At 71.8% G+C, this 26,999-nt stretch carries 27 protein-coding genes; 11 read left to right on the forward strand and 16 right to left on the reverse strand.

The genetic code is table 11. From position 1 onward, the window contains the following. Positions 1–78: 78 nt before the first annotated feature. Positions 79–1,290 (reverse strand): ROK family transcriptional regulator, encoded by a 1,212-nt coding sequence (locus R7226_RS08485; RefSeq protein ID WP_318596639.1) that lies wholly within the window; start codon positions 1,288–1,290, stop codon positions 79–81. 130 nt (positions 1,291–1,420) lie between these two features. Here R7226_RS08485 and R7226_RS08490 point away from each other — a divergent pair, with 130 nt between their 5' ends. The 6 genes from R7226_RS08490 (at position 1,421) to metH (ending at position 10,815) form a co-directional block, all read left to right on the forward strand. Beyond that, positions 1,421–2,605, forward strand: a complete 1,185-nt coding sequence (locus tag R7226_RS08490; protein ID WP_318596640.1) for a Gfo/Idh/MocA family protein — start codon at positions 1,421–1,423, stop codon at positions 2,603–2,605. Continuing rightward, positions 2,602–3,525 (forward strand): sugar phosphate isomerase/epimerase family protein, encoded by a 924-nt coding sequence (locus tag R7226_RS08495; RefSeq protein ID WP_318596641.1) that lies wholly within the window; start codon positions 2,602–2,604, stop codon positions 3,523–3,525. Before R7226_RS08490 ends, R7226_RS08495 begins: the two co-directional genes overlap by 4 nt. Position 3,526: 1 nt before the next feature. Then, positions 3,527–5,044, forward strand: coding sequence for a sugar ABC transporter ATP-binding protein (locus R7226_RS08500; protein ID WP_318596642.1), 1,518 nt, complete (start codon positions 3,527–3,529; stop codon positions 5,042–5,044). Continuing rightward, positions 5,041–6,069 (forward strand): ABC transporter permease, encoded by a 1,029-nt coding sequence (locus tag R7226_RS08505; protein ID WP_318596643.1) that lies wholly within the window; start codon positions 5,041–5,043, stop codon positions 6,067–6,069. The genes R7226_RS08500 and R7226_RS08505 overlap by 4 nt, the downstream gene beginning before the upstream one ends. A gap of 30 nt (positions 6,070–6,099) precedes the next feature. Then, a complete protein-coding gene (locus R7226_RS08510) occupies positions 6,100–7,164 on the forward strand; it encodes a substrate-binding domain-containing protein (protein ID WP_318596644.1) in 1,065 nt (354 codons plus the stop codon). 75 nt (positions 7,165–7,239) lie between these two features. After that, positions 7,240–10,815 carry a methionine synthase gene (metH, locus tag R7226_RS08515; protein WP_318596645.1) on the forward strand — a complete coding sequence of 1,192 codons (3,576 nt, stop codon included), beginning with the start codon at positions 7,240–7,242 and terminating at the stop codon, positions 10,813–10,815. Between the two features lie 97 nt (positions 10,816–10,912). Here the strand turns inward: metH and R7226_RS08520 are convergent, their stop codons facing one another. Together R7226_RS08520 and R7226_RS08525 are read right to left on the reverse strand one after the other, a co-directional pair. Next, positions 10,913–13,252, reverse strand: coding sequence for a flippase-like domain-containing protein (locus R7226_RS08520; protein ID WP_318596646.1), 2,340 nt, complete (start codon positions 13,250–13,252; stop codon positions 10,913–10,915). Positions 13,253–13,350: 98 nt separating this feature from the next. Next, positions 13,351–13,704 (reverse strand): HesB/IscA family protein, encoded by a 354-nt coding sequence (locus R7226_RS08525; RefSeq protein WP_318596647.1) that lies wholly within the window; start codon positions 13,702–13,704, stop codon positions 13,351–13,353. A gap of 120 nt (positions 13,705–13,824) precedes the next feature. Between R7226_RS08525 and R7226_RS08530 the strand changes: the two genes are divergently transcribed. Both R7226_RS08530 and grxD read left to right on the forward strand, forming a co-directional pair. Continuing rightward, on the forward strand, positions 13,825–14,061 hold the full coding sequence (locus tag R7226_RS08530; protein WP_318596648.1) for a BolA family transcriptional regulator: 237 nt from the start codon (positions 13,825–13,827) through the stop codon (positions 14,059–14,061). After that, positions 14,058–14,456 (forward strand): Grx4 family monothiol glutaredoxin, encoded by a 399-nt coding sequence (gene grxD / locus R7226_RS08535; RefSeq protein WP_318596649.1) that lies wholly within the window; start codon positions 14,058–14,060, stop codon positions 14,454–14,456. Before R7226_RS08530 ends, grxD begins: the two co-directional genes overlap by 4 nt. A gap of 90 nt (positions 14,457–14,546) precedes the next feature. Here grxD and R7226_RS08540 read toward each other — a convergent pair whose 3' ends face one another. Both R7226_RS08540 and R7226_RS08545 read right to left on the reverse strand, forming a co-directional pair. Then, positions 14,547–16,256, reverse strand: a complete 1,710-nt coding sequence (locus tag R7226_RS08540) for a hypothetical protein (RefSeq protein ID WP_318596650.1) — start codon at positions 16,254–16,256, stop codon at positions 14,547–14,549. A 17-nt stretch (positions 16,257–16,273) separates the two neighbouring features. After that, positions 16,274–16,537 (reverse strand): glutathione S-transferase N-terminal domain-containing protein, encoded by a 264-nt coding sequence (locus tag R7226_RS08545; protein ID WP_318596651.1) that lies wholly within the window; start codon positions 16,535–16,537, stop codon positions 16,274–16,276. 68 nt (positions 16,538–16,605) lie between these two features. Between R7226_RS08545 and R7226_RS08550 the strand changes: the two genes are divergently transcribed. Both R7226_RS08550 and R7226_RS08555 read left to right on the forward strand, forming a co-directional pair. After that, a complete protein-coding gene (locus R7226_RS08550) occupies positions 16,606–17,463 on the forward strand; it encodes a DegV family protein (protein WP_318596652.1) in 858 nt (285 codons plus the stop codon). 208 nt (positions 17,464–17,671) lie between these two features. Continuing rightward, a complete protein-coding gene (locus R7226_RS08555) occupies positions 17,672–17,914 on the forward strand; it encodes a hypothetical protein (protein ID WP_318596653.1) in 243 nt (80 codons plus the stop codon). A 194-nt stretch (positions 17,915–18,108) separates the two neighbouring features. Here R7226_RS08555 and R7226_RS08560 read toward each other — a convergent pair whose 3' ends face one another. From R7226_RS08560 to R7226_RS08585, 6 genes are read right to left on the reverse strand one after another with little or no spacing between them, the layout of a single operon-like run. Next, complete coding sequence (locus R7226_RS08560) at positions 18,109–18,360, reverse strand: DUF3618 domain-containing protein (RefSeq protein WP_318596654.1); 252 nt, start codon at positions 18,358–18,360, stop codon at positions 18,109–18,111. Continuing rightward, positions 18,360–18,797: a phage holin family protein gene (locus R7226_RS08565; RefSeq protein WP_318596655.1), complete on the reverse strand. Its 438-nt coding sequence runs from the start codon at positions 18,795–18,797 to the stop codon at positions 18,360–18,362. The genes R7226_RS08560 and R7226_RS08565 overlap by 1 nt, the downstream gene beginning before the upstream one ends. After that, the gene (locus R7226_RS08570) at positions 18,787–19,023 is read right to left on the reverse strand and encodes a hypothetical protein (protein ID WP_318596656.1); all 237 of its coding nucleotides are present in this window, start codon (positions 19,021–19,023) and stop codon (positions 18,787–18,789) included. Before R7226_RS08570 ends, R7226_RS08565 begins: the two co-directional genes overlap by 11 nt. Next, positions 19,020–19,157 (reverse strand): hypothetical protein, encoded by a 138-nt coding sequence (locus R7226_RS08575; protein WP_318596657.1) that lies wholly within the window; start codon positions 19,155–19,157, stop codon positions 19,020–19,022. The genes R7226_RS08570 and R7226_RS08575 overlap by 4 nt, the downstream gene beginning before the upstream one ends. Positions 19,158–19,196: 39 nt before the next feature. Further along, complete coding sequence (locus R7226_RS08580; RefSeq protein WP_318596658.1) at positions 19,197–19,805, reverse strand: TetR/AcrR family transcriptional regulator; 609 nt, start codon at positions 19,803–19,805, stop codon at positions 19,197–19,199. After that, positions 19,805–20,647 carry a carbon-nitrogen hydrolase family protein gene (locus tag R7226_RS08585; protein WP_318596659.1) on the reverse strand — a complete coding sequence of 281 codons (843 nt, stop codon included), beginning with the start codon at positions 20,645–20,647 and terminating at the stop codon, positions 19,805–19,807. Before R7226_RS08585 ends, R7226_RS08580 begins: the two co-directional genes overlap by 1 nt. A gap of 74 nt (positions 20,648–20,721) precedes the next feature. On the opposite strand from R7226_RS08585, the gene R7226_RS08590 reads away from it, so the two are divergent. Continuing rightward, on the forward strand, positions 20,722–21,699 hold the full coding sequence (locus R7226_RS08590; protein WP_318596660.1) for a DUF2804 family protein: 978 nt from the start codon (positions 20,722–20,724) through the stop codon (positions 21,697–21,699). Between the two features lie 43 nt (positions 21,700–21,742). Here the strand turns inward: R7226_RS08590 and R7226_RS08595 are convergent, their stop codons facing one another. From R7226_RS08595 to R7226_RS08615, 5 genes are read right to left on the reverse strand one after another with little or no spacing between them, the layout of a single operon-like run. Then, positions 21,743–22,471: a MerR family transcriptional regulator gene (locus R7226_RS08595; RefSeq protein WP_318596661.1), complete on the reverse strand. Its 729-nt coding sequence runs from the start codon at positions 22,469–22,471 to the stop codon at positions 21,743–21,745. Further along, entirely contained in the window at positions 22,464–23,699 is a 1,236-nt protein-coding gene (locus R7226_RS08600) for a CaiB/BaiF CoA transferase family protein (RefSeq protein WP_318596662.1), read from the reverse strand. The genes R7226_RS08595 and R7226_RS08600 overlap by 8 nt, the downstream gene beginning before the upstream one ends. Further along, positions 23,696–24,586 (reverse strand): BKACE family enzyme, encoded by an 891-nt coding sequence (locus tag R7226_RS08605; protein WP_318596663.1) that lies wholly within the window; start codon positions 24,584–24,586, stop codon positions 23,696–23,698. Before R7226_RS08605 ends, R7226_RS08600 begins: the two co-directional genes overlap by 4 nt. Next, positions 24,583–26,148, reverse strand: a complete 1,566-nt coding sequence (locus R7226_RS08610) for an acyl-CoA carboxylase subunit beta (protein WP_318596664.1) — start codon at positions 26,146–26,148, stop codon at positions 24,583–24,585. The genes R7226_RS08605 and R7226_RS08610 overlap by 4 nt, the downstream gene beginning before the upstream one ends. Next, positions 26,145–26,930: an enoyl-CoA hydratase/isomerase family protein gene (locus R7226_RS08615; RefSeq protein WP_318596665.1), complete on the reverse strand. Its 786-nt coding sequence runs from the start codon at positions 26,928–26,930 to the stop codon at positions 26,145–26,147. The genes R7226_RS08610 and R7226_RS08615 overlap by 4 nt, the downstream gene beginning before the upstream one ends. Between the last annotated feature and the right edge of the window lie 69 nt (positions 26,931–26,999).

Raw genomic sequence — 26,999 nt, forward strand, 5'->3', positions numbered from 1 at the left:
AGCGGTGCTCGCGCCCGTCCGCGCGAGCGTCCCACGACCCCCGGCGCTCCTCCCCGCGGAGCGCCGGGGGTCGTGTTGTTAAGCGACCGCCGCGCGCCGCAGCGCGCGGTCGATCGCGGCGGGCGAGAGGACGTGCTCGATCACCATGTTCGCCGCCCCGACGACGCCGGCGCGGTCGCCGAGGCCGCTCGGCACGACGCGCAGGTCCTCGGTCGCGAGCGGCAGCGAGCGCTGGAAGACCACCTCGCGCACGCCCGCCAGCAGCTGCTGCGAGGCGTTCCCGACGTCGCCGCCGATCACGATCACCTCGGGGTTGAAGAAGTTGACGCAGCCCGCCAGCACCTCGCCGAGGTTGCGCCCCGCCTCGCGCACGAGCTGTGTCGCGGGGCCGCTGCCGCCCTTGACGAGCCGCACGACGTCGCGGCTCGTGCGCGCCTCGACGCCCTGCTCCGAGAGCCGCCGCGCGAGCGCGCCGCCGCCGGAGACCGCCTCCAGGCAGCCAACGTTGCCGCAGCGGCAGGTGACCTCCCAGCCAGCGAGGCGGATGTGGCCGATGTCGCCCGCGGCGCCCTTCGCGCCGTGGTGGATGCGGCCGTCGACGACGATCCCGCAGCCGATCCCCGTCCCGACCTTGATGAACAGCAGGTGGACGCGGTCGCGCCAGCTGGCCGAGTGCTCGCCGAGCGCCATGATGTTGACGTCGTTGTCGACCAGCACGGGCGCGTCGTAGCGGTCGGCGAACCAGCCGGGGACCGAGAAGCCGTCCCAACCGGGCATGATCGGCGGATTGGCCGGCTCGCCGCGGTCGAACGCGACCGGACCCGGCACGCCGACGCCGATCCCGCGCACCTGCCGCCGGTCGCGCCCGGCGAGCGCCAGTAGCGCCTCGAAGCGCGCGTCGACAGTCGCGAGGACCGCCTCCGGGCCGTCGGCGATCGCGAACTCCTCGACCTCCTCGCCGAGCGAGGCGCCGCCGAGGTCGCAGACCGCCAGCCGCGAGTGGGTCGCGCCGAGGTCGGCGCACAGCACGACGCCGGAGGCGTCGTTGAAGGCGAGCGCGGCCGCCGGGCGGCCGCCGGTCGAGTCGCCGCCGACCTCGTGCAGCAGCTCGTGGCGCAGCAGCGCGTCGACGCGCTGGGCGACCGTCGAGCGCGCGAGGCCGGTGCGGCGCATCAGGTCGGCGCGCGTCAGCGCGCCGGCGTCGCGGATCACGCGCAGGAGCGCGCCGGCGCTCGGAGCCTCGCCGGCGGACGGGCGAGCGCCGTCGCCTGAGTCGTCGTTGGCTGCCACCACGAGCGAAGTAAAGCATGCGCACGGACCGACTTTCGCGCGATGAGAGCTTTAAAGACTTCACTCCTGTCTGATTTCACACCATCTTTTGCCTTGACTTAAGTCAAAAGTCTGTGGGATCGTCGAACCTGTGAGTGGAGGAGGAGCACCGCTCCGCGCCGGCATCGTCGGCGCGGGCTTCATCGGCGCCGTCCACGCCCGCTCGGCGCTGCTCGCGGGCGGACGCGTCACCGCCGTCGCGGCGTCGTCGGAAGCGTCGGCGCGCGCCGCCGCGAGCCGCCTCGGCGCGGCCCGCGCCTGCGCCTCCGCGGAGGAGCTGGTCGTCGCCGACGACGTCGACGTCGTCCACGTCTGCGCACCCAACCACCTCCATGTGCCGCTCGCGCAGGCGGCGCTGGAGGCCGGCAAGCACGTCGTCTGCGAGAAGCCGCTCGCGCTCGACGACGCCGGCGCGAGCACGCTCGTCGAGCAAGCCGCGAGCCGCGCGCTGTGGGGGACGGTGCCGTTCGTCTACCGCTACTACCCGATGGTGCGCGAGGCGCGCGAGCGGCTGCGCGACGGTCGCAGCGGCCCGCTGCGGCTGCTGCACGGCACGTACCTGCAGGACTGGCTCTCGCTGCCCGCCGACGACAACTGGCGCGTGCAGCGTGCGCTCGGCGGTCGCTCGCGCGCCTTCGCCGACATCGGCTCGCACTGGTGCGACCTCGCCGAGTTCGCATCCGGGCACCGCATCGCCCGCCTCAGCGCGCGCACCGCGACGGTCGTGCCACAGCGCAGCGAGGGTGGTGGCCGCCCGGCCTTCGCGCGCGGCGCCAGCGGCGATGGCGAGGGCGGCGGCGCGCAGCGACCGGTCGACACCGAGGACGTCGCGCTGGTGCAGTTCGAGACCGACCGCGGCGCGCTCGGAAGCGTCGTCGTCAGCCAGGTCTCCCCCGGCCGCAAGAACCGTCTCTGGATCGAGTGGGACGCGGGCGAGGAGACGCTCGTCTTCGACCAGGAGCAGCCCGAGCAGCTGTGGCGCGGCCAGCGCGACGCCATCGCACTGCTGCAGCGCGACGCCGCAGTGCTCTCCCCCGCCGCGGCCCGCCTCGCCACGCTCCCGGCCGGTCACCCCCAGGGCTACGCCAGCTGCTTCGACGCCTTCGTCGCCGACGCCTACGCGGCGATCCGCAGCGGCGAGGCGCCCGACGGGCTGCCGCTGTTCGCCGACGGGCGGCGCGCCGTCCAGATCACCGAGGCCGTGCTCTCCTCGGCAGCCGCCGGTGGAGCGTGGACCGACGTGCCCAGCCCGCGGAGTGCGGAGGCGCACGCGTGAGACTGGGCTTCCTCACGGCCTGCATGCCGGAGCGGCCGCTGGAGGCGGTCGCGCAGTGGGCCGGCGCGCACGGCTACGAGACGCTCGAGCTGGCGGCCTGGCCGACGCTCGGCGACCGCCCCTTCACCGCCTCCCACCTCGCCGCCGACGCCTTCGACGCGCGCGAGCGCGAGCGCGTCGGCGCCGCGCTGGCCGACAACGGCCTGTCGCTCTCGGCGCTGGCCTACTACGACAACAACCTCCATCCCGACCCGCAGGAGCGCGCCGCGATCCACGCGCACGTGCGCGCCTGCATCGACGCCGCGGCAGCTCTCGGCGGCGTCCCGGTCGGGACCTTCGTCGGCCGCGACCCCGGCCGCAGCGTGCTCGACAACCTGCGCGAGGCCGAGCGCGTGCTGCCGCCGCTGGTCGACTACGCCGCCGAGCGCGGCGTGCGGCTGATGATCGAGAACTGCGTGATGGAGGGCTGGCATCCCGACGGCGGCCCTGGCAACCTCGCCTACTCGCCGGAGCTGTGGGAGTGGATGTTCGAGCTGGGGCTCTTCCTCAACTTCGACCCCTCCCACCTGCTGTGGCTCGGGATCGATCCGATCGCCGCGCTGAGACCGTACGTCGAGCGCGTCATCCACGCGCACGCGAAGGACGCCGAGACCTTCCCCGCGCAGCGCGACCGCTACGGCTTCTTCGGCCGCGTCGCGACGCGCGGCGAGCAGCCGTGGGAGATGGGCTGGTGGCGCTACCGCATCCCGGGGCTGGGCGCCGTCGACTTCCGCCGCTACGTCGACACGCTCTACGAGGGCGGCTTCGACGGCGCGCTCTCGGTCGAGCACGAGGACCCGGTCTGGGGCGGCACGCCGCGGAAGGTCGAGCAGGGTCTGGAGATCGCCCACCGCACGCTGCGACCGCTGGTGGTCGGCTGAGATGGCGGCGCCGACGCTCGCCGTCCGCGGCCTCGTGAAGGAGTACCCGGGCGTGCGCGCGCTCAGCGGCGTCGACTTCGAGGTCCAGCGCGGCGAGGTCCACTGCCTGCTCGGCCCCAACGGCGCGGGCAAGTCGACGCTGATCAAGTGCGTCGCCGGCGCGGTCGCGCCGACGGCCGGGGAGATCCTGCTCGACGGCGAGCCGCTGCCGGTCGGCAATCCGGCCGCCTCGCTGCGGCGCGGCGTCGCGACGATCTACCAGGAGCTCGACCTGGTCGAGCAGCTGACGGTCGCGCAGAGCGTCTTCCTCGCGCACGAGCCGCGCCGCGGCCCCTTCCTCGACCTCGAGCGGATGCGTCGCGACGCGGCCGCGCTGCTGACCCGCCTCGGCCACGAGTCGATCGACCCGCGCAAGCGCGTCGGCGAGCTGCGGCCGGCCGCGCAGCAGATCGTCTCGATCGCCCGCGCGCTCTCGCACGACGTGCGCCTGCTGATCATGGACGAGCCCTCCGCGATCCTCGACGACGGCGAGATCGAGACGCTGTTCGAGGTCGTGCGGCGGCTGACCGCCGACGGCGTCGCGGTGATCTACATCTCGCACCGCCTCGACGAGATCCGCCGCATCGGCGATCGCGTCACGGTCCTCTCCGACGGCCGCACCGCCGCGACCGGCCTGCCCGCCGACACGTCGACCGACCGCCTCGTCGAGCTGATGGTCGGAGGTGCGCCGCAGCAGCTCTACCCCGACCGCCCGCGCACGGCCGGCGACGTCGTGCTCGACGTGCGCGAGCTGCGGCGGCTGCCGGCCGTCCGCTCCGTCAGCCTGCAGGTGCGGGCCGGCGAGGTGCTCGGCCTCGGCGGCCTCGTCGGCTCCGGCCGCACCGAGCTGCTGCGGATGATCTACGGCCTCGACCGGCCCGACGCCGGCGAGGTGCGGATCGACGGCAGAGTGCAGCCGCCCGGCCGCCCCGACCGCATGATCGCGGCCGGCCTCGGGCTGGCGCCGGAGGACCGCAAGTCGCAGGGGCTGCTGCTCGGCTGGAGCCAGACGAAGAACGTCAGCCTCGCCGACCTCACCCGCTTCGAGCGCGGCCTGCTGAACGTCCGCGCCGAGCGCGCGGCGGCGCGCGACCAGCTGCGTCGGCTGCAGACGGTGCCCGACGACCCCGACCGGATCGTGCGCGAGCTTTCGGGCGGCAACCAGCAGAAGGTCGTGCTCGCGCGCTGGCTGCTGCACCGCTGCCGCGTGCTGCTGCTCGACGAGCCGACGCGCGGCGTCGACGTCGCGACGAAGGCGGAGCTGTACCGCGTGATCGTCGACCTCGCGGCCGCGGGCGTCGCCGTGCTGGTCGTCTCCTCCGAGCTGGGCGAGCTGGTCGGCATCTGCAGCCGCATCGTCGTGATGCGCGAGGGCGAGGCGGTCTTCGAGGTCGACGGCGAGCGCGCGAGCGAGCGCGAGCTGCTGCGCCATGCCGTCGCGCCGACCGATTCGGCCGACCTGATCGAGGAGGTCAGATGACGACGTCTGTCGAGCCGCCAGAGGAGCGAGAAGCCGGGACCGGCGCGCTGTTGAGGAGACGGGTCGCGGGGCTGCAACTGCAGGAGTACGCGCTCGTGCTCGTGGTGATCGCGCTGTTCGTCGCCGGCTCGATCCTGAAGCCGGACACCTTCCCGACGTGGGACAACGTCCGCAACATGCTGACGCAGGCGAGCGTCGTCGGGGTGCTCGCGATCGGCATGACGTTCGTGATCGCGACCGCCGGGATCGACCTCTCGGTCGGCTCGATGGTCGCCGCCGCCGGCATGTTCGGCGGCATCCTCGTCGACCCCGAGGGCTCGACGCTCGTCTTCATCCTCGGCGCGGTCGGCTTCGCGACGCTGCTCGGCTCGGTCAACGCGATCGCGATCGCCTACGGCCGCGTCGTGCCGTTCATCGCGACGCTCGCGATGTTCTCGATCGCGCGTGGGGTCGCGCTGCTGCTCAACGACAAGCTGCCGGTCGGCCTGCTCGACCTCAACGGCGGCTCCTTCGGCGACCCCGCCCCCTTCTCGCTGCTGTGGTTCGGCACCGGGCGGATCGCGGGGATCCCGATCTCGGTCTTCGTCTTCCTCGGGATCGTGATCGCCGGCTGGCTGGTGCTCAATCGCACCCGTTACGGCCGCTACGTCGTCGCCGTCGGCGGCAATCGCGAGGCGGCGCGGATCGCCGGCGTGCCGGTGCGGCGGACGATCCTCAGCGTCTACGTGATGTCGGGGCTGCTCGCCGGCGTCGCCGCCGTGCTGCTGTGCGCGCGGCTGGGCAGCGCCTCGCCGGTCAGCGGCAATCTCTACGAGCTCGACGCGATCGGCGCCGTCGTGATCGGCGGCACGAGCCTTGCGGGCGGGCGAGCGACGATCGGCGGCACCTTCCTCGGGGTGCTGACGTTCGCGCTGATCTTCAGCTTGATGACGCAGTTGGACCTGTCGACTGAGGTGCAGCAGGTCGTGAAGGGCGCGATCGTGCTCGGCGCGGTGCTGCTGCAGCGGCCGGAAGCGCGGCTGTGAACGTCGAAAACCACAGCAGGAGGAGGGGACATGTCGCTCAAGCGACCATTGGCCGCGATCTCCGTCGCGGCTCTGCTCACGTTCGGCGCCGCCGCGTGCGGCGGCGACAGCAACAACGATGACGACGGCGGCGGCGCGACCAACGCGGCCGTCGAGACGACGACCACGGCGGGAGCGGCAGCCGAGACGGGCGGGAGTGGCGGACCGGTCACGATCGTCGCGAGCGTGCCGCCGACCGACCACGGCTGGCTCGGCGCGATCTCCAAGAACGCGCAGGCGCAGGCCGACAGATACGACGACGTCGACTTCCGTCTGCTGGAAGCGGCCGACGCCGACTCGCAGGCGCAGCAGATCGAGCAGGTGATCCCGGACAGACCGGACGCGCTCGTCGTGCTGCCGCAGGACGGCGCGGCGCTGACGCCGGTCGCGCAGAGAGCGGAGGCGGCCGGGATCCCGGTGATCAACGTCGACCGCCTCTTCACGGCGCCCGACGCCGCGACCGCGACGATCCTCGGCGACAACTACCAGATCGGCGTGCTGGCGGCCGACTACATCGCCGACAGACTGAGATGCGACGGCAACGTCGTCGAGATCCAGGGGCTCGCCGGCATCTCCGTCACCGAGGAGCGCTCGAGAGGGTTCTCCGACCAACTCAGAAAGGCCTGCCCCGACGGCGGCGTCGAGATCGTCGCCAGACAGCCGGGCGACTTCAACCCCGACACCGGCCTGAGAGTGATGGAGACGATCCTGCAGGCGCAGGACAGAATCGACGCCGTCTACACGCACGACGACGACATGGCGCAGGGCGTCGTGCAGGCGATCCGCAACGCCGATCGCCAGGACGAGATGTTCCTGACCGGCGTCGGCGGCTCGCAGGACGCGATGGATCAGATCAGAGAGGGCGGGCTCTACGCCGCGACCTTCCTCTACAACCCGAACATGGCCGCGTCGGCGGTCAACATGGCGCGCCTGATCGCGCTCGGCGAGGGCTTCCCGGAGCTGGTGCCGCCGGAGGTGCCGCGCCAGATCGTCGTCCCGGCCGCGACGGTGACGCAGGACAACGTCGCCGAATACGAGCAGTACGCCTTCAACTGAGGCCGTCCCCGCGGGCCGACCCCAACCTTGGCACGAGCGTGTCAAGGTTGGGGCGAGCCTTGGTAGGATCGAGCGATGCGTGACTACCTCGATGCCATCCGCAGCCGTGTCGTCGTCTTCGACGGAGGCATGGGCGCCACGCTCGAGCAGTTCGAGCTGACCTCGGAGGACTACGGCGGACTGCAGGGCAAGTGCCACGAGGCGCTGATCCTCAACCGCCCGGACGTGATCGAGGGCGTGCACGCGTCGATGCTCGACGCCGGCGCCGACGTCGTCGAGACCGACACCTTCCAGGCGTCGCGGCTGAAGCTCGAGGAGTGGGGCCTCGGCGAGCACACGCTGGAGATCAACCGCAGAGGCGCCGAGATCGCGCGCAAGGCGGCCGGCGAGTCGCGCTTCGTCGCCGGCTCGATCGGCCCGACCGGCTTCCTCCCCGCCTCCGACGACCCGACGCTCGGCAACATCTCCTTCGGCAGACTGGTCGAGGTCTTCAGCGAGCAGGCGACCGGCCTGATCGAGGGCGGCGCCGACCTGCTGATGATCGAGACGGCGCAGGACATCCTCGAGGTGAAGGCGTCGATCTTCGGCGCGCGCGAGGCGTTCAAGGCGACCGGCAAGACGCTGCCGATCCAGGTCTCCGTCTCGCTGCTGCCCAACGGCGGCAAGATGCTGCTCGGCACCGACATCTCGGCGGTGCTGACGACGCTGACCGCGCTCGACGTGCAGGCGATCGGGCTCAACTGCTCGACCGGCCCCGAGGACATGCGCGACGCGATCCGCTTTCTCGGCGAGTTCTCCCCCCTGCCCGTCCACTGCATCCCCAACGCCGGCCTGCCGCTGCAGGGACCCGACGGCGAGACGATCTTCCCGGAGAAGCCGGAGCCGCTGGCGAAGACGCTGAAGGAGTTCGTCGACCGCTACGGCATCTCGATCGTCGGCGGCTGCTGCGGCACCAACCCGCAGCACATCAAGGCGATCGCCGACGCCGTCCGCGGCAGCGCGGTGCAGCCGCGCCCGGCCGCGCGGCCGGCGCACGTCTCCTCGATGATCGCCGCGACGACGCTGGCGCAGGAGCCGCGCCCGACGATCGTCGGCGAGCGCGTCAACTCGCAGGGCTCGCGCAAGGCGAAGGAGCTGCTGCTCGCCGACGACTACGACGGCCTGCTCGCGATCGCCGAGAACCAGGTCGAGCTCGGCGCCCACGTGCTCGACATCTGCGTCGCGCTGACCGAGCGCCAGGACGAGGCCGAGCAGATGAGCGAGCTCGTCAAGCGCGTCTCGCTGTCGCTGCCGGCGCCGATCCAGATCGACACGACCGAGCCCGACGTGATGAAGGCGGCGCTCGAGCACATCCCCGGTCGCGGCATCGTCAACTCCGTCAACCTCGAGGCTGGGCGCGACAAGCTCGACCTCGTCACGCCGCTCTGCATCGAGCACGGCGCCGCGCTGATCGCGCTTACGATCGACGAGGAGTCGATGGCGAAGACGCGCCAGCGCAAGGTGGACGTCGCCAAGCGGATCCATCAGTACGTCGTCGAGGAGCACGGCCTGCCGGCCGAGCTGCTGATCTTCGACGCGCTCACCTTCACGCTCGCGACCGGCTCGGACGAGTTCAAGGACTCGGCCGTCGAGACGATCGAGGGCATCCGCGAGATCAAGGCGCAGCTGCCCGGCGTGCTGACCTCGCTCGGCGTCTCGAACGTCTCCTTCGGCTTCGGCAGAGCGGCCCGCGAGGTCTTGAACTCGGTCTTCATGCACCACTGCGTCGAGGCCGGCCTCGACCTCGCGATGGTGCACCCGAAGGACGTCACGCCGTACTCGGAGATCCCCGAGAACGAGCGCGAACTGGCCGACGACCTCGTCTTCAACCGCCGCGACGACGCGACCCAGCGCTTCATCGAGCACTTCGAGGAGAAGGGCGAGTCGAGCGAGGACGAGGCTGCCGACCCGACCGCCGGGATGGAGCCCGAGGAGGCGCTGCACTTCCACATCCTGCGCCGCAAGAAGGAGGGCGTCGAGGACTGGATCGACAAGTCGGTCGACAAGATCGGCGCCGTCCCGACGCTGAACGGCGTGCTGCTGCCGGCGATGAAGGAGGTCGGCGACAAGTTCGGCGCCGGCGAGCTGATCCTGCCGTTCGTGCTGCAGAGCGCCGAGGTGATGAAGAAGGCCGTCGCGCGGCTGGAGAACTACCTCGACCGGCTCGAGGGCTACACGAAGGGCACGGTCGTGCTCGCGACCGTCTTCGGCGACGTCCACGACATCGGCAAGTCGCTCGTCAACACGATCCTGACGAACAACGGCTACACCGTCGTCGACCTCGGCAAGCAGGTCCCGGTCTCGACGATCCTCGAGGCGGCGCAGGAGCACAGAGCCGACGCGATCGGCCTCTCCGCGCTGCTCGTCTCGACCTCGAAGCAGATGCCGCTCGCCGTCCAGGAGCTGCACCAGCGTGAGCTGCCCTACCCGGTCCTGATCGGCGGCGCCGCGATCAACAGAGACTTCGGCCTGCGCGCGCTCTACCCGCACGGGAGAGAGAGCGACGAGGTGTACGCCCCCGGCGTCTTCTTCTGCAAGGACGCCTTCGAGGGCCTCGCGAAGATGGACCAGATCGTCGACGACGCGGCCCGCGCCGAGCTGGTCGAGCTGACCCGCGCGGCGGCGAAGAGACTGCGCGAGAAGGTCGTCGTGGTCGACGACGCGCCGCCGGTCACCGACGACTCCGTCCGCTCGGCCGCGCGCACCGACCTGCCGGTCCCGACCCCGCCGTGGTGGGGCGTGCGCGAGGTCGAGGTGCCGCTCGACGAGGTCTGGCACCACCTCGACACGCACGTCCTCTTCAAGCTCCACTGGGGCGGCCGCGGCGTCAAGGGCGACGCCTGGACCGAGCTGCTGCGGGACAACTTCATGCCGCGCCTGGAGCGGATGTGGCGCGAGCAGACCTACCTGCACCCGCGCGCGAAGCTCGGCTACTTCCCCTGCAACAGCGAGGGCAACGAGCTGATCGTCTTCGACCCCGAGGACCAGGACAGAGAGCTGCACCGGCTCGTCTTCCCACGTCAGCCCAAGCACGACCGCATCTGCCTCGCGGACCTCTACCGCCCGCTCAGCAGCGGCGAGCGCGACGTCTGCGCGCTGCAGGTCGTGACCGCCGGCGACGAGGTCACCGAGCTGATGGCGAGACTGGAGGCCGACGGCGAGTTCGCCGAGCAGCTGTTCGTGCACGGCCTCGGCGTCCAGACGGCCGAGGGCATGGCCGAGTGGGTCCACGCGAGAGCGCGCAGCGATCTCGGGATCGACCTCGACCAGGGCCGCCGCTACTCGTGGGGCTACCCCGCCTGCCCCGACCAGTCCGAGCACGAGAAGGTCTTCGACCTGCTCGACGCGCAGTCGATCGGGATGCGGCTCTCCGGCGGCTACGCCGTCGAGCCCGAGCAGTCGACGGTCGCGATCGTCGCCCACCACCCGCAGGCTGTCTACTTCGGCATGAGAAGCGGATTCCTGCCGAAGGAGAAGGCGCCGGACGAGATCATCGCCGGCAGCGACAAGGACCCGAGCCTGATCGACGTCGGCGCGCTCGACGGCGATCCGCGCGAGGGCGCGATCGAGGCCGAGGTGGCGGCGCCGGCCGCCGACGCCGCCGCGCGTTAGCGCCAGCCGCTCCTCCCCCGCCTCGACGAACGGCCGTCCCTCCGGGGGCGGCCGTTCGTCGTTCCAGGCTGAGCCGCAGCGCGCTGCCGCGCGCGGCTCAGGCTTCGGCGGCGCTGCCCTGCGTCGCCGAGCCGTGGCGCGGCTGCGCCTTCAGCTTGACCGGCGAGGTCTGCATCGCGCGCAGGCGGACGTCCTTCCAGGACAGCCCCTCCTTCAGCAGCGCGGGCATGCCCATCAGCACCGCCGTCGCGATCTCGACCGCCTGCAGGACGATGCCGTAGCCGAGCGCGTCGGCGTGCGAGACGCCGTAGCCGTTGCTGAGCACGACGACGCAGGCGGCCTGGAAGATGCCGAGGTTCGACGGCGTCGCCGGCAGCACGGCCGTCACGTTGACGGCGAACAGGACCGCCGCCGCGGCCCCGATCCCGGCCTGGTCGTCGAGCCCGAAGGCGACGAGCAGCACGTAACAGGAGATCCACTGCAGCACCCAGGCGCCGAGCTGCGCGAACAGCGCGACGGCGCCGAGGCGCGGCTGGCGGAAGACCGCGAGGCCGTCGCGCACGCGCGCGAGCGCCCGGCGCGCTCTGCCGGTCAGCTCCTGCAGCTTCGAGAAGCGGGTGTGGCGTGCGGCGCTCAGCAGCGGGGGCGCGATCAGCACGATCGCGAGCAGCACCAGCGGCGCGATCGTCGCGACGACGAGCGCGTCCTGGTGGCCCTTGAAGATCTTCACCGACGACAGCGTCACGATCCCCAGCAGCACGAGCGCGAGGATGTTCAGCAGCGTCTGCGAGACGATCGTGCCGAGCACGATCGGGAAGTGCTCGCGCGGGCGGCCGGTGCGGCGCGCGACGATCAGCGCGCGCGACGGCTCGCCGAGGCGGGCCGGCAGCGTCGCCGACATCAGCACGCCGATGAAGGTGCCCTGCATCGCGTCGCGCAGGCGCACGCGCGCGTCCGGCAGCGCGGCCTTCAGGATCGCCTCCCAGGCGACGGCGCGAACGGCCATCGAGAGACACATGATCCCGAGCCCCGCCAGCACCCACGGCGGGCTGGAGTCGAGCAGCGCCGAGCCGACCTTGTCGACGCCGATCCGTCTGAACGCGAGCACCGTGCCGGCGAGGACGGCAAGCGCCAGCAGCGCCATCACGACCTTGCGCACGAGCGCGAGCACGGGACGGCGGCTGCTGCTGCTGCCGGCCGGCGCCGGCGGCTCGATGCTCGGCAGCTTGCGCTGGGCGGCGATCTTCGGCTGCATGTCGGCCGGCACGGTCCCGATCCGCACGCCGATCCGCTCGGCGGTCGTGCGCGGCGACGGCGTCTCGATCGCGTCCTGGTAGGCGCCGACGACCTCGGCCGAGACGCGCGGCCAGGCGAACCGCTGCGCGTGCGCGGCGGCGGCGACGCCCATCGCGGCGCGCCGTCTGGGGTCGAGCCAGAGGTCGCGCAGCGTCTCGGCGAGTGCGGTCGCGTCGCCGCGCGGCACGAGCACGCCGTCGAGCCCGTCGCGCACGACGTCGCGGTAGCCGGCGATGTCGGAGGCGACGACCGGCGTGCCGGCCGCGAACGCCTCCGTCAGCACCATCCCGAAGCTCTCGCCGCCGAGCGACGGCGCGCACAGCACGTCGGCCCGCTCCAGCACACGGCGCTTCTCGTCGTCGTCGACGCGGCCGAGCACGGTGATGCCGCGATCGTCGAGCAGCAGCGGCTCGACCTCGGAGCGGTTCGCCCCGACGACCGTCAGCTCGACGGGGATGTGCTCGCGCAGCGCCTCGAAGGCGCGCAGCAGCACGGGCAGCCCCTTGCGCTCGACCGCCTGGCCGACGAAGGCGACCCGCAGCCTGTCCGACGGCGTCTTCGGCGCGCCGAGGTCCGGCACCGCCACGCCGTTGGGGATGATCCGGTAGCGGCCGCCGTAGAACCGCTGCGCCGTCCACGCCGCCGCTTCCGAGACCGCGATCCGCACGTGCAGGTGGTTGAGCATCCGCCGCGCGCCGAGCACGTTGGCGACGTTGTTGGTGATGCGGTTGGTCGAGTACGCGTGGAAGGTGCCGACCAGCGGCGCGTTGGCGCTGGCGCAGGCGTCCCAGCACAGCGTCGGCGCGACCGGCTCGTGCAGGTGGACGACGTCGAAGCCGCCGGCGCGCAGCTCGTTGCGCATCTTCAGCACCCCCGACGGCGTCGCCGTCAGGTTGGAGACGGCGCCGTTGGCGTTGAAGCCGATCGTGCCGCCGAGCGGGATCAGGTAGTCAGGGACAGGACGCTGCTGGGGAGCAGCGCCTCTGTGCAGCAACCGTGTCCGGCGATCGTCGGGATCGAAGGGAGCCAACACACGCACGTCGTGGCCGTCGGTCAGAAATGACTCGGCGAGGGCCTCGATGTGCCGAGTGACGCCGCCCGGATAGGTCCACGAATACGGTGAGACCAGGGCTATGCGCATCGCGGCAGGATGCTATCGCGTATCTCGGAGTGATCGGCTGGGGTTAGCCGAACCTTTACAGAGCTCTCATGCGCCAACGGGCCTGAGAGCGCTCCGCGTCAGACCGCGGAGACCTCTTCCTCCTCCGCCACGCGGAAGGAGGAGCCGCAGCCGCAGGCCGCGACGACGTTGGGGTTGTCGACCTTGAAGCCGGCGCCCTGCATCTCGTCGACGTAGTCGATCACCGAGCCGCTGACGTACGGCAGGCTCGGCTTGTCGACGAGCAGGCGGATCCCTCTGTCCTCGAAGACGACGTCGCCGTCGCGCTCCTGGTCGAAGGCGAGCGCGTACTGGAAGCCCGAGCAGCCGCCGCCGCGCACGCCGACGCGCAGTCCGGCCGTCTCGACCGCATCGCCCTGTGATGCGAGAAACTCGTGGACCTTCTCGGCGCCTTTGTCGGTGAGCGTGATCATCTGCGTCTCCGTCGGGTTCGCTTGCGGCTCTGAACCTGGGAGCGCTTGAGCGCGCCCCCATCACTTCATTCAGTGTAGCGACCCCTCGGACCAGCGACCAGCATCGCTACTCTAGGGCCAATGGCGACCAAGGAAGAGCTGAAGCAGCGCATCGAGGCGGCGATCCCCGGCTCCTCCGCGGAGGTGACCGGCGACGACGGGCAGCACTTCCAGGCCGTCGTCGTCGCCCCCCAGTTCGAGGGGCTGAGCCGGATCGCGCAGCACCGGCTCGTCTACGACGTGTTCGAGGGTGAGCTCGGCGGCACGATCCACGCGCTCGCCCTGCAGACCAAGGCTCCAGTGAGGACTTCATCGTGAGCGAAGAGACCAATCCGCTCCGGGACGCGATCAGAGAAGCGATCGCCGACAACCCGGTCATCCTGTTCATGAAGGGCACGCCGGAGCAGCCGATGTGCGGCTTCTCGGCGCGCACCGCGGCTGCCCTGCAGTCGCTCGACGCGCCGTTCGCGGCCGTCGACATCCTGCCCGACCCGCGCATCCGCCAGGAGCTGTCGGCGCTGTCGCAGTGGCCGACGATCCCGCAGCTGTTCGTCAGAGGCGAGCTGGTCGGCGGCGCCGACATCGTCGCCGAGATGTACGAGAGCGGCGAGCTGGCCGAGGTGCTCGGCGTCGAGCCGGCGACCGCGCCGGAGCCACCGGCGGCCGATGCCGCCGGCAGCGCCCCGCTGTCGATCGAGAACCGCCTCAGCTGAGGCAACGCGCGGCGGCGCCGTCAGGCGCCGCCGCCGTCAGCGCCGCTCGCGCGGGCGGCGCCGCTCGCGGCGCGCGAGGCGTGTGCCGCCCTACCCTCTCGCGACGCGCACCGTCAGCGCGCCGCGGCCGTCGATCCGCAGCTCGTCGTTGCGCGCCGCGCGCCAGCGCGCCTTGCCGATCCGGCCGCTGACGCCGTCCCAGCGCTGCACCGCCATGAAGCCGGCCTGGACCTCGGCGAGCGTCTGCGCGCCGCCGCCGGCACCGCTGCCGTCGCCCTCGCCGACGTCGAGCACGATCGTGATTCCCTCGCCGTCGCCGCCGGTCGCGTCGAGCGCCTTGCCGGCGAGCGCCAGCTCGCGCTCGCCGAGCGGCGCGTCGCGCGGGATCGTGACGGTCAGCGGGATGCTCAGCAGCGGCCCGCGGTCCTCGCGCACGCGCGCGGTCAGGCGCACGCGCTGGCCGCGCTTGACCGTGCGCGGCCCGCTCACCGAGCGGATCGTCGCCAGCCGCAGCCCGCGCTCGAACGAGACGTCGGCGTTCACGCTGGTGACGTGCAGCGCGGCGAAGCGGGCGCTGTCGATCGCGTCGAGCGCCGCCGTCACGTCGGTTCCCATCGCCAGCGCGAGGCCGGGCACACCGGCGGTGTCGGAGCCGTTGACGACGTAGCGGTTGCAGAAGCGCAGCGGCTGCTTCGACTCGCGCAGCCGCACGGTCAGGCACAGCCTGCCGCTCTCGCGCGCGGGCGCGCCCTGGAAGGCGACGGTCATCGCCTGCATCACGGCGAGCGGCGCGAGCGTCGGCAGCAGGCCGTGGCCGAGCGGATCGCCGACCGACGACTCGTCGGCGACGAGCGTTCTCTGGCGGACCGTTCTGTCGCGGTCCCGGTCGCGCACCGTGACGGTGACCGGGACCGTCGGCGCTCTGCCGCCGACGCTGCCGACGACCGCCGCGGAGGCGTCGTTGGAGAGCACCCCGAGCGCGTGGCCGGGCGCCGCGAGCTTGTAGGAGGTCGATTCGCTCGTGTCGAGCGGGTTGTCGATCACGGCGAAGACGTAGGCGTCCTGCAACGCCAGCGCACGCCGGCCGACACCGTCGAACTGATGACCGAAGCCCCACAGCGCGTTGCCGTCGCGGTAGGTGACGGTGCCGATCGCGCTCAGCGCGAGCGCACCGCTGGAGTAGGCGGCGCCCATCGAGGCGCCCGGCACCAGCGGCTGCGGCGCGAACGTCCCGAGCGGGCCGGCCGGGGCGGCGACGAGCGTGCGCCCCTGGGCGCGCGCCGAGCGCTCGACGGCCTTGCCGAGCGCCGGCGTGAGGCCGCTGATCGTCAGCGGCGCGGCGACTGCTCTGACGCTTGCGGCCGTCGCCTTCGAGAGCGTGCGCGCCCCCGACGGGGGCTTGACCGGCAGCCCGAGCATCTGCTCGATCGGCGTCACGAGGCCGACGTCGTTGCCGTACTGGCCGACGGTCGCCGAGACGGCGCCGGCGTTGCCGATCTGCCCGTCGCGACCGGCGCAGTAGACGGGCGAGCCGGAGAAGCCGGAGGCGATCCCGCTGCCGGCGACGGCGTCGCCGCTGACGCGCACGAGGATCCGCGGGCCGCTGCCGTCGAGATCGGCGACGACGTCGAGCACCTCGACGCCGAAGGTCGTGATCGCGGTCCCCTGCACGACGGTTCTCGCCGTGCACGTCATGCCGCGGTGGACGTCGGAGAGCGGCACGATCGGGTCTCTGGCGAAGGCCGGCGGCGCTGCGACGGCGGCCGCGAGCACTGTCGCGGCGAGGGCGCGGACGAACATGCGCGGCACCATAGTGGTCATTCCTGAAGGGCGTGTGTGGCGCCGGCGCGCCATGCCAGCAGCTCGACGATGCGGTGCGAGTCGCAGACCGCCTCGCCGTCCAGTTCGAGCACCGGCACGCGCGCCTGGCCGGTCAGCTCCAGCACCTGCTGGCGGTGGGCGCGGCGATAGGGCACACGCACCTCCTCGTAGGCGATCCCCGCTCGCCGCAGCGCCCGCGCCACGCGACCGCAGGGACACAGCCAGTCGGTCGGCGTCGGACAGCGGTGGAGCGTCGTCACCTGCTCACCATTCACGAAGTGTGACGAACCGCACGGTGTGATGCTGGGATCGACTAGGGTGCGCCGGCATGGCGCCCGTCGCGATCGTCACCGACACCTGCCACTACCTCCCGCGCCAGCTGGTCGCCGCGCGCGGCATCCACGAGGTCAGCCTCTACGTCCACTGGGCGGGGCGCGAGGACCGCGAGTCGGCGCTGCCGGACTTCGGCCGCTACTACGACCACCTCGCCACGACGCCGACGCTGCCGACGACCTCGCAGCCGTCGATCGGCGACTTCCTCGCCGTCTATGAGCCGCTGCTCGACGCCGGCCGCGAGATCGTCTCGATCCACCTCGCCGGCGGCATCTCCGGCACGGTGAGCGCCGCGCAGCAGGCACGCGAGCAGCTCGGTGAGCGGGCCGAGCGGGTGCACGTGCTCGACTCCGAGAGCGCCTGCGGCGGCCAAGGCCTCGTCGTGCTCGCCGCCCACGCCGCGGCGGTGCGCGGGATCCCGGCTGAGCAGGTCGTCGCGCACGCGCGCGAGGCGCGCGCGGCGCTGAAGATGTGGTTCGCGATCGACACGCTCGAGTTCCTGCGCCGCGGCGGCCGCATCGGCACCGCGCAGGCCTGGCTGGGCTCGGCGCTGAAGATCAAGCCGATCCTGACGCTGGAGACCGAGATCACGCCGGTCGAGCGCGTGCGGACGTCCGGGCGCGCCTTCGAGCGGCTCGTCGACTACCTCCGCACGCGCAAGGACGAGGGCGCCGACGGCTGGGTGATCCAGCACATCCAGGCGCCGCAGGAGTGCGCCCGCCTGGTCGAGCGCGGGCGCGAGATATTCGGCACCGACCCGGTCTTCGTCTCCGAGGTCGGCCCCGTCATCGGCACCCATGTCGGGCCGGGGCTGCTGGGCGCCGGCGCCGTGCCGCTGCGCTTCCTGCACTGAAGCGGCGGCGCGGGGAAGCCGGCCGATGGCGGTCGCGGGGCGATGCGCTGACTTCCCGCTCGCTTCGCCATACCGTTCTCAAACCTATGCGGAACCTTCGCGTTTCCGAAGCGGCGGCAGCGGGGAGGGATGATGCCGGGAGCCAAGGTCGGCACGGCAGGGGTGCCAGCCGATCGTGGCGTGAATGGGAGACGACAGGAGACCGGGGATGCTCCAGATCATCGGAATCGTGGCAATCGCATGGCTCGCCATCTCGGCGCTGGTCGTGGCGATCGCCGTCGCCGCGGGACGTGCAGACCGCGGCCAGCAGCAGGTCGCCGTCTCGACGGCGACCCGGACGCAGCTTCGTGGACCGCAGATATCGCGGACCAAGACCCGCCATGCGCGCGCAGCCGCACGCACGGCGTCGGATCACCGCATGCGGCCGGGCATGCGCGCAGCGATCCGGTGAATCGCCTCCGGAGCGCCTGCCGAGCCGGCAAGCACTCCGAGCGCGGTTCATAGGCGGGATGACACGGTTGCCGCCGTCGCCGGCGAATGGGGCGCTCAGCCTCGGCGGCGGCGGCACCCGAAAGCGACCAACGAAAAGGGCTCGCCGTGCGGCGAGCCCTTTGCAGTGCGTGATTCTGATCGGCTGAGGCTGAGCTAGCGGCGGCGCTTCTTGCGCCGCTTGCGGCCGAACAGGATGCCGCCGACGGCGGCGACGCCGCCACCCAGCACGAAGCCGGTGACCGCGGCGGCGATGATCGCCTCTCTCTGCTTCGCGGCCAGCTGCTTGCGCCAGTCGGTCAGCTCCTCGACCTGGTCGCGCAGCGACTCCAGCGAGGCGCCGAGCTCTTTGCGGTTGGCCTCGATCGAAGCGCGGATCTGCTCCGGTGTGCGCGCGGGTGCGGGCATCAGGACCCCCCTCTGACGGACGGGGTGTCGTCGCCGGCGGCGGACACCGTCTCCTTGATCTTCTTCGCCTCGTCGATCGCCATCTCGGGCGTCGGCGGCGCGCCGGCCTTGAGGGCCTTGTACGCGAGCGCCCCGGCGAGCGCGCCGAGCAGGAACAGCACGAGCGCGACGACGAGGAAGCCGAACCAGTAGTTGTCGCCCCAGCCGCTCACGTCCCAGACGCCCCAGGCGGCGGCCTCTATCAGGTAGAGCAGGCCGACGATCGCGAAAATGCCGGCGGCGAGACCGACGACCGCGCCCTTGACGAGCTTGGTCAGTCTGGCGGTGATCTCGGCCTTCGCCAGCTCGATCTCCTCGCGCACCAGCAGCGAGGCCTTCTCCGAGACCTCGGTGATGACCTGGGCGACGCTTCTGGGTGTCGGCTCGTCAGCGGGCAAGGCGCTTGAGGACCGTCGCGAGCGCGAAGCCGCCGAGGAAGGCGGCGCCGACGTGCAGCTCGGGTCTGTCGAGGGGCAGGCCTGGGATCGCCAGCGGCGGCGGCGCGGCACCGGCGGCGCCGGTGGGCGGGCCGAGCGGCACGCTCACGGTCGTGATCGGCTCCGCGTCGGCGGCGGCGCCCTCAGGCGCTCCGCCGAGCGGGACGCCGGGATCGGAGGTGCTCACTCCGGCGGCTCCTCGCCGAAGGCGCGGACCCAGATGAACGTCGCGAGCCGCTGCGTCGCGATGCTGGCGAGCGCGCCGATCCCGGCCAGCAGGCCGGACCAGACGAGTCGCTTGACGAGATCGCTTTCCTTCATCAGTTCGGGCATTCAATCAGCTTCCCCGGCGGCTTCGCGCTAACCCTCGACGCGCTCGAGCCCACCGCAGATCGTTTCGACGATGAGGGTCTTGGCATCCTCGTATTCCCTGTCACCGACCGGGAGCAACGAGAAGATCCAGCCTGTCAGAACCTGCTCGACGGCGCCATAGAAGGCCATCGCGGCGAAATCGGGCGTGACGTCGTTGCGGAAGATCCGCTCTCTCTGCGCGCGGTCGACGATCGCCGCGATCTGGATGTACGCCTGGCGGATCTGCGGCAGGTGCGTGCGGCCGAAGGTGTTCGCCGCGCGCGTGACCTCGACGATGATCACCTTCATCAGCTCGGGGTCGTGGCGGTAGGAGTCGACGATGAAGCCCGCTATCGCGTAGAGCTTCTCCCTCGGCGGGATCTCCTGCGTGTCGACCTCGGTAATCGCCCGCAGGAGGATGTCCCAGCGCTCGAGGAAGAGCGTGTCGAGGATCTCGTCCTTGCTCTTGAAGTAGTGGTAGACGAGGCCGTAGGCGACTCTCGCCTCGTCGGCGATGTCGGAGACGCGGCAGGTGTGGAAGCCCTGCCGCGCGAAGACGCGGACGGCCGCGTCGAGGATCAGCCGGCGCTTGTCGACCGCTGCCTGCGTGCGGGCCATCAGGCCGCCGCCTCATGCCGCTCGGCGGCCGGCCACGCGTACGCGCGCGGGCGGCGGTTGGCCAGCGACGGCAGTCTCGTGCGCACGTCGGCCTGACGCGCGAGGTCGAGGTCGGCGATCACGTGGCCCTCGGCGTCGGGCGCGAGCGCCAGCACGAGGCCCCATGGATCGACGATCATCGAGCGCCCGCCGGAGCGGTTGCCGTCGCCGTGCACGCCGATCTGGTTGGGCGCGACGAGGAAGCTCTGGTTCTCGATCGCGCGGGCGCGCAGCAGCACCTCCCAGTGGTCGCGCGTCGTCGCCAGCGTGAAGGCCGACGGCAGCGTCACAACACGGGCGCCGCGCAGCGCGAGGATCCGGAACAGCTCCGGGAAGCGCAGGTCGTAACAGATCGCCAGGCCGAGCTCGGTGCCGTCGGCGAGCGTGCTGGTGACGATCTCCTCCCCCGCGTCCTCGCCGTCGGACTCGCGGTACGCGGTCCCTGCGACCTCGACGTCGAAGAGGTGGATCTTGCGGTAGACGGCGCGCAGCTCCCCGTCGGGGCCGACGTGGACGCTCGTGTTGAGGCCCTTCTCGCGACCTTCGACGCGCTCGGCGATCGAGCCGGCGACGAGGTCGATCCCCAGTTCGCGCGCGGTCGCACGGGCCCACGAGATCGCCGGGCCGTCGAGCGGCTCGGCGCCGGCGGCGAGCTGCTCGGCGGTTCCGAGCACGCTCCACTTCTCCGGCAGCGCGACGAGCGTCGCGCCGTCGCGGGCGGCGGCGCGGACGAGCCGGTCGGCGACTGTCAGGTTGCGGTCGCGATCCGCAGTAGAGTTCATCTGGATCGCCGCGGCGCGCACGGTGGGGTGATCCTCCAAGGCTGTACAGATTGACTGGTCAGTCAATCCCGGAGAGCGAAGGATACCGCAGGCGCATGGCGTCATCGACCGACGATCCACGAGTCGTGCCCGGCGGGATCTCAGACCCGGTGGTCGCCGATGCGCGCGCCGGCGCGGGCACCCCGGAAGGCGGCGCGACCGCGGTGTCACCCGGCCCCTTCGGCCCCTTCCGCGGCCGCTACGGCGCGGCGCGACCGGCGCCGCTCGCCCAGCTCGCGCTGCCGCCGAGCCGAATGCCGGTGCGGCGCGGCGCGCGGCCGCTGAAGCAGTGGCGCTACGTCGGCGTCTACGGCGAGCAGCTGATGCTGTGCGTCGGGGCGGTCCGCGTCGGGCTCGCGCACCAGTCGTTCTGGGCCGTCTGGAGCCGCGCCTGCGAGGCGCGCCTGCGCGAGCGCACGCGCCTCTCCAGAGGCGGCGTCGAGCTGGCGATGGACAGACCCGGGCGGGTGCGCGTGCGCGACGGCGGCGTCGAGATCGACCTGCTGCTGGACGAGGTCGACGGCGTCGAGACGATCTGCCCGCACGGCGGCGCCTACGCCTGGACGCGCAAGCAGGGCGGCGTGCGCGCGCACGGCGAGGTCGTGCTCGACGGCGTCGCCCATGCCGTCGACGCGCTCGCCGTCGTCGACGACAGCGCCGGCTACCACGCCCGCCACACCGCCTGGCGCTGGTCGGCCGGCGTCGGCACGACCGCGGACGGGCGCAGCGCCGCCTGGAACCTCGTCGACGGGATCAACGACCCCGTCAGCGGCTCGGAGCGGACCGTCTGGCTCGACGGCGTGCCGGTCGAGACCGCGCCGGCGACCTTCGCGCACGACCTCTCCGCCGTCGCGACCGCCGACGGCGCCGACCTGCGCTTCGCCGCCGAGGCGACCCGCTCGCGCGACGAGAACCTGCTGCTCGTGCGCAGCTCCTACCGCCAGCCGTTCGGCACCTTCGGCGGCACGCTTCCCGGCGGCGTCCTGCTCGCCTCCGGCTACGGCGTGATGGAGCAGCACACCGCCGTCTGGTGAGCGGCGGCGACGCGCGCCTCGCGGCGCCCGGCGCCGGCTCGGATCACGCCTCGCGGCGCTCGTCGCGCTGACGCCGCAGCTCCTCCAGCAGCAGCTTCGAGTGGACCGCGCCGATCAGCTCGCGCAGCGGCTCGGTGCCGGAGGCGACGATCTCGACGGCGCGATCGGGGTCGACACGCGAGGCGAGCCGGTGCAGCAGCGTCCCGACCTCCTCCTCGACCAGCGGCTGCAGCGCCTCGCGGTAGCGGATCGTGTCGTAGACGGTGAAGCCGATCGCCTCCTCGAAGCCGCCCGCGCGAAAGCGCGAGATCGCCTCGATGATCTGCACGTCGTCGCTGTCGTAGCCGCGCGCGGTCGGCGTCAGCACGCCGATCTGCTCCATCCGCTCCAGCACGTTGCGCGGCACGTCGTAGCGCTCCTGCACCGCTCTGCGCGAGATCCGCGTGCGCTCGCCCTGCGCGACCGCGCGCTCGAGGATGCGGTCCTCCAGCTCGACCAGCGCCTCCAGCCGCGCGGGGTCCTCGCGGAGCGCGTCGCGGATCACGCGCAGCGGCATGAAGCGCTCCTCCTGCAGCCGCTTGATCAGCCTGATGCGATCGACGAAGTCGGGCGGGTAGTAGGCCATGTTGCGGCTCGTGCGCACGACCTCGGCCTGGTCGCCGAGCAGCCCCTCGCGCAGGTAGTGCTTGATCGTGCCGGCCGAGACGCCGGAGCGCTCCGCCAGCTGCGACATCTTCAGCAGGCCGACGTCGCGTGGCGCCGCCTCAGCCAAGGAACGACCCCTGCGCGCCGACGGGCGGCCCGGCGACGACACCGGCCTCCTTCAGCGCCTCGATCTGCTCCTCGCTGTAGCCGGCCGCGACCAGCACCGCGTCGGTGTCGCCGCCGAGCGCCGGTCCGGGCGCGCGGTTGGGGTCGCCGGGCGTGCGGCTGAGCTTGATCGGCAGCCCCAGCAGGCGGACCGGCTCGACCGCGCCCGGCTGGTCGAGCTCGACGACCATCTCACGCGCGGCCACCAGCTCGGAGTCGAGCGCCTCGTCGAGCTCCAGCAGCGGCTCCATGCAGCAGTCGTGCTCGGCCGCGAACGCCTGCCACTGGTCGCGCGTGCGCGCGGCGAAGATCCCCTCGACCTCGCGGTGGGCGTCGGAGCCGGGCGTCTCGAACTGGCGCTCGATCAGGTCCTCGCGGCCGACGCCGCGACACCACGCCTGCCAGAACTTCGGCTCCAGCGCCCCGAGCGTCACCCAGCCGTCGGCGCAGGCGTACGGCCGGTAGCAGAGCAGCGAGCCCGACAACGGCAGGCCGCCGCGGCGCAGCGGCGCGCCGGACGGGTCGTTGAGCTGCTGCGCGGCGAGCATCGCCAGCCACGACAGCGCGCCGTCGGTCATCGAGATGTCGACCAGCTGTCCTTCGCCGGAGCGGTCGCGCTCGCGCAGCGCGGCGAGGATCCCGATCGCCGCCATCAGCGCGCCGCCGCCGACGTCGGCGACCTGCCCCGCGTTCTGGACCGGCGGGCCGCCGGCCTCGCCGGTCAGCGCCAGCATCCCGCCGAGGCCGAGGTAGTTCATGTCGTGGCCGGCGCGGTCGCGCAGCGGCCCGTCCTGGCCGTAGCCGCTGATCGCGCAGTAGACCAGGCCTGGGTTCTCCTGTCTGAGGCGGTCGTAGCCGACGCCGAGACGGTCGAGCACGCCGGGCCGGAACGACTCCAGCAGCACGTCGGCGTCGCGCGCCAGCCTGAGCAGCACCTCCTTGCCCTGCTCGGACTTGAGGTCGAGCCGCAGCGAGCGCTTGTTGCGGTTGAGCGAGAGGAAGAGCGCAGATCTGGCCGACTCCTCGACCCCCTCGACGTACGGCGGCGACCAGCGCACGTAGTCGCCCATGCCGGTGTCCTCGACCTTCAGCACGTCGGCACCGAGGTCGGCCAGCATCAGCGAGCAGAACGGCCCCGGCAGCAGCCGCGAGAGGTCGAGCACCTTGAGGCCCGTCAGCGGACCGCTCATGCCGCCACCCGCTCGCGCTTCGGCGTTCCCAGCATCTGCCGTGTCTCCTCCACCGTCGCCACCCGCCGCCCGACGTCCTCGGCCATCCGCCGCGCCTGCGCGATCAGGTCGCCGTTGGAGCGCGCCATCGTGCCGTCCGGCAGATAGAAGTTGTCCTCGAGGCCGGCGCGCACGTTGCCGCCGAGCGTCAGCGCGGTCGCGATCAGCGTCCACTGGTCGCGCGAGATCCCGATCACGCCCCACTCGTTCTCACCGTCCGGCCCACCCGGCACGTTCTCGGCCATGTGCGCGAGGTTGCGCGCCGTCGGGCGGATGCCGCCGGTGACGCCCATCACGCAGGAGATCTGCAGCGGCGCTCTCAGGATCCCCATGTCCAGCAGCGGGTCGAGGTTGGCGATGTGGCCGGTGTCGAAGCACTCGTGCTCGGGCTTGATCCCCTCCTCGTTCATCGCGCGCAGCAGCGTGATGATCGTCTCGAAGCTGTTCTCGAAGACGGTGTGGAAGACGAAGTCTCTGCGTCTTCTGGAGTACTTCGCGTAGTTCATCGAGCCCATGTTGAGCGCGGCGACGTCGGGCTTGAGCGCGCGCAGGTAGGCGATCCGCTTCTCCAGCGAGACGCCGAGCGCACCGGTCGAGAAGTTGATCACGACGTCGCCGACCTCGGCCAGGATCGCGTCGGTGATCGCGCGGAAGTCCTCGATCTCGTAGGAGGGCGTGCCGTCGGGCGTGCGCGCGTGGATGTGGATCATCGACGCGCCCTCGTCGACCGCGCGGCGCGCCTCGGCGGCGTACTCGGCCGGCGTGTAGGGGATCGCCGCGCACTGGTCGCGGTTGGCGATCGCGCCCGAGATCGAGCAGGTGACGATGACGGGATCCTCGAGGCTCATACCGGCACCACTCCATGTCGTTTCCAGGGCCGTTCGACGCGCTTGCCCTCGGCCATCTCCAGCGCTCTGATGATCGTCGGGCGCGTCTCGCGCGGGTCGATCACGTCGTCGATCATGCCGTTCTTGGCGGCGATGTAGACGTCGATGATTCTCTTGTACGCGGCGACCAGCTCCGCTCTCTTGGCGGCCGGGTCATCCGCCGCCTCGACCGCTCTGCGCATCACGATCTCGACGGCGCCCTCGGCGCCCATGACGGAGATCTCAGCGCTCGGCCAGGCGACGATCAGGTCGGGCTCGTAGGCCTTGCCGCACATCACGTAGTAGCCGGCGCCGTACGCCTTTCGGATCACGACGGTGATCTTCGGGACGGTCGCGTTGGCGACGGCGTAGAGCATCTTGGCGCCGTGGCGGATGATCCCCTGCGACTCGACCTTCGTGCCGACCATGAAGCCCGGCACGTCCTGCAGGAACAGCAGCGGGATCCCGTACGCGTTGCAGAGGTTGACGAAGCGCGCGGCCTTGTCGGCCGAGTCGATGTCGAGGATCCCGCCGAGCTGCTTGGGCTGGTTGGCGACGATCCCGACCGGCCGCCCGCCGAAGCGCGCGAAGCAGGTGATCAGCGTCTTCGCCCATTGCGGCTTCATGTCGAAGTACTCGCCGTCGTCGACGATCCGGCGGATCACCTCGTACATGTCGTACGGCTTGCGGTTGGACTCCGGCAGGACGTCGAGCAGGTCGTCGTCCATGCGGTCGACGGGGTCGCTGGTCGCGCGCACCGGCACGGGCGCCTCGCAATGCTGCGGCATGTAGGAGAGGTACTGCTTGATGCGCAGGATGCACTCCTCGTCGTCGGCGACCTCGAGGTCCCCGACGCCCGACTTGCGGCAGTGCACGCGCGAGCCGCCCAGCTCCTCCTGCGTCACGTCCTCGCCGACCGCGGCGCGCACGAGGTGCGGGCCGGCGAGCGCCATCGAGCCGCGCCCCTTGACCATCGGGACGAAGTCGGCGAGGCCGGGGATGTAGGCGGTGCCGGCGGCGCACGGCCCCATCAGCGCGGCGATCTGCGGGATCACCCCGCTCATCACGACCTCTTCGCGGAAGAGGTAGCCGGAGCCGGCGAAGAGCGAGCCGACCGCCTCCTGGATCCGCGCGCCGGCCGAGTCGAGCAGCCAGATGAACGGGATCCGCTTGCTCAGCGCCAGCTCGCGCAGCCGCGTCACCTTGATCTCGCCGGTCATCCCCATCGAGCCGGCCATGACCGTGAAGTCGTAGGCGCAGACGGCGACCATGCGGCCGTCGACCTTGCCGTAGCCGGTGATGACGCCGTCGGCCGGTGCCTCCTTGCCCTCCAGGCCGCGGACGGAGAAGTGGATGCCGGCGTTGATGCCCAGCTCCGTGAAGGTCCCCTCGTCGATCAGCAGTGCGAGGCGCTCGCGCGCGGTCAGCTTCTCCTGCGCGTGCTGCCTGGCGATCTTCTCCTCGCCGCCGCCGAGGGCCGCCTGGGCGCGCCGCTCGTGCAGCTCCTGCACCAGCGGTCGGAGGATCGATGGCGGTCTGCTCACCGTCCGGTCCACTGCGGCTCCCGTCTCTCGAAGAAGGCTCTGACGCCCTCCTGGATGTCCTCGGTCGCGAAGGCGAGCGCGAGCTGGGCGCGGAGGAAGTCGAGCGCCTCCTCGAAGGCCATGTCCTGCTGGCGGTAGATCGCGTCCTTGCCGAGCTTCATCAGCAGCGGCGACTTTCTCGCCAGCTTGCCGGCCCAGTCGGCGACGGCGGCGTCGAACTGCTCCGCCGGCACGACCTTGTTGACGATCCCGATCCGCTCCGCCTCGTGGGCGTCGATCCGCTCGCCCAGCAGCAGCAGCTCGCTCGTCTTCTTGCGCCCGAGGTTGCGGTAGATCAGCGCCATGATCATGAAGGGGAAGACGCCGACGTTGATCTCCGGCGTGCTGAACGTGACGCCTTCCTTCGCGACGATCAGGTCGCAGGCCAGCGCGACGCCGAGCGCGCCGGCGACGACGTGGCCGTTGGCGGCGCAGATCGTCGGCTTGCCGAGCTGGCCGATCAGCGTGAAGAGCGCGGGGAAGCGGCCGATCGCGGCGTGCTTGTGCGCGAGCGGCACGTCGGCCGCGAAGCCGCCGAGGTTGCCGCCGGCGGAGAAGACTCTGTCGTGCGTCGAGGTCAGCACGACGCAGCGGACGGCGTCGTCGTCGCGCGCCGTGGAGAATGCCGCGAGCAGGTCGTCGAGCAGCTCGTCGGAGAGCGCGTTGCGCGAGTCCGGCTGATCGAGCGCGATCGTCGCGACGCCGTCGGCGCTGACGGCATAGCGGAGGGTTGCGTAGTCCACGCGGCCTTCCTGTGAGAAGTAGGACGTTCCACTTTCAACTCTGCCGGTGGAGGGCGCGCCCGTCAAGCC

It is taken from the genome of Conexibacter stalactiti, from assembly GCF_033542075.1.
GTDB lineage: Bacteria > Actinomycetota > Thermoleophilia > Solirubrobacterales > Solirubrobacteraceae > Conexibacter > Conexibacter stalactiti.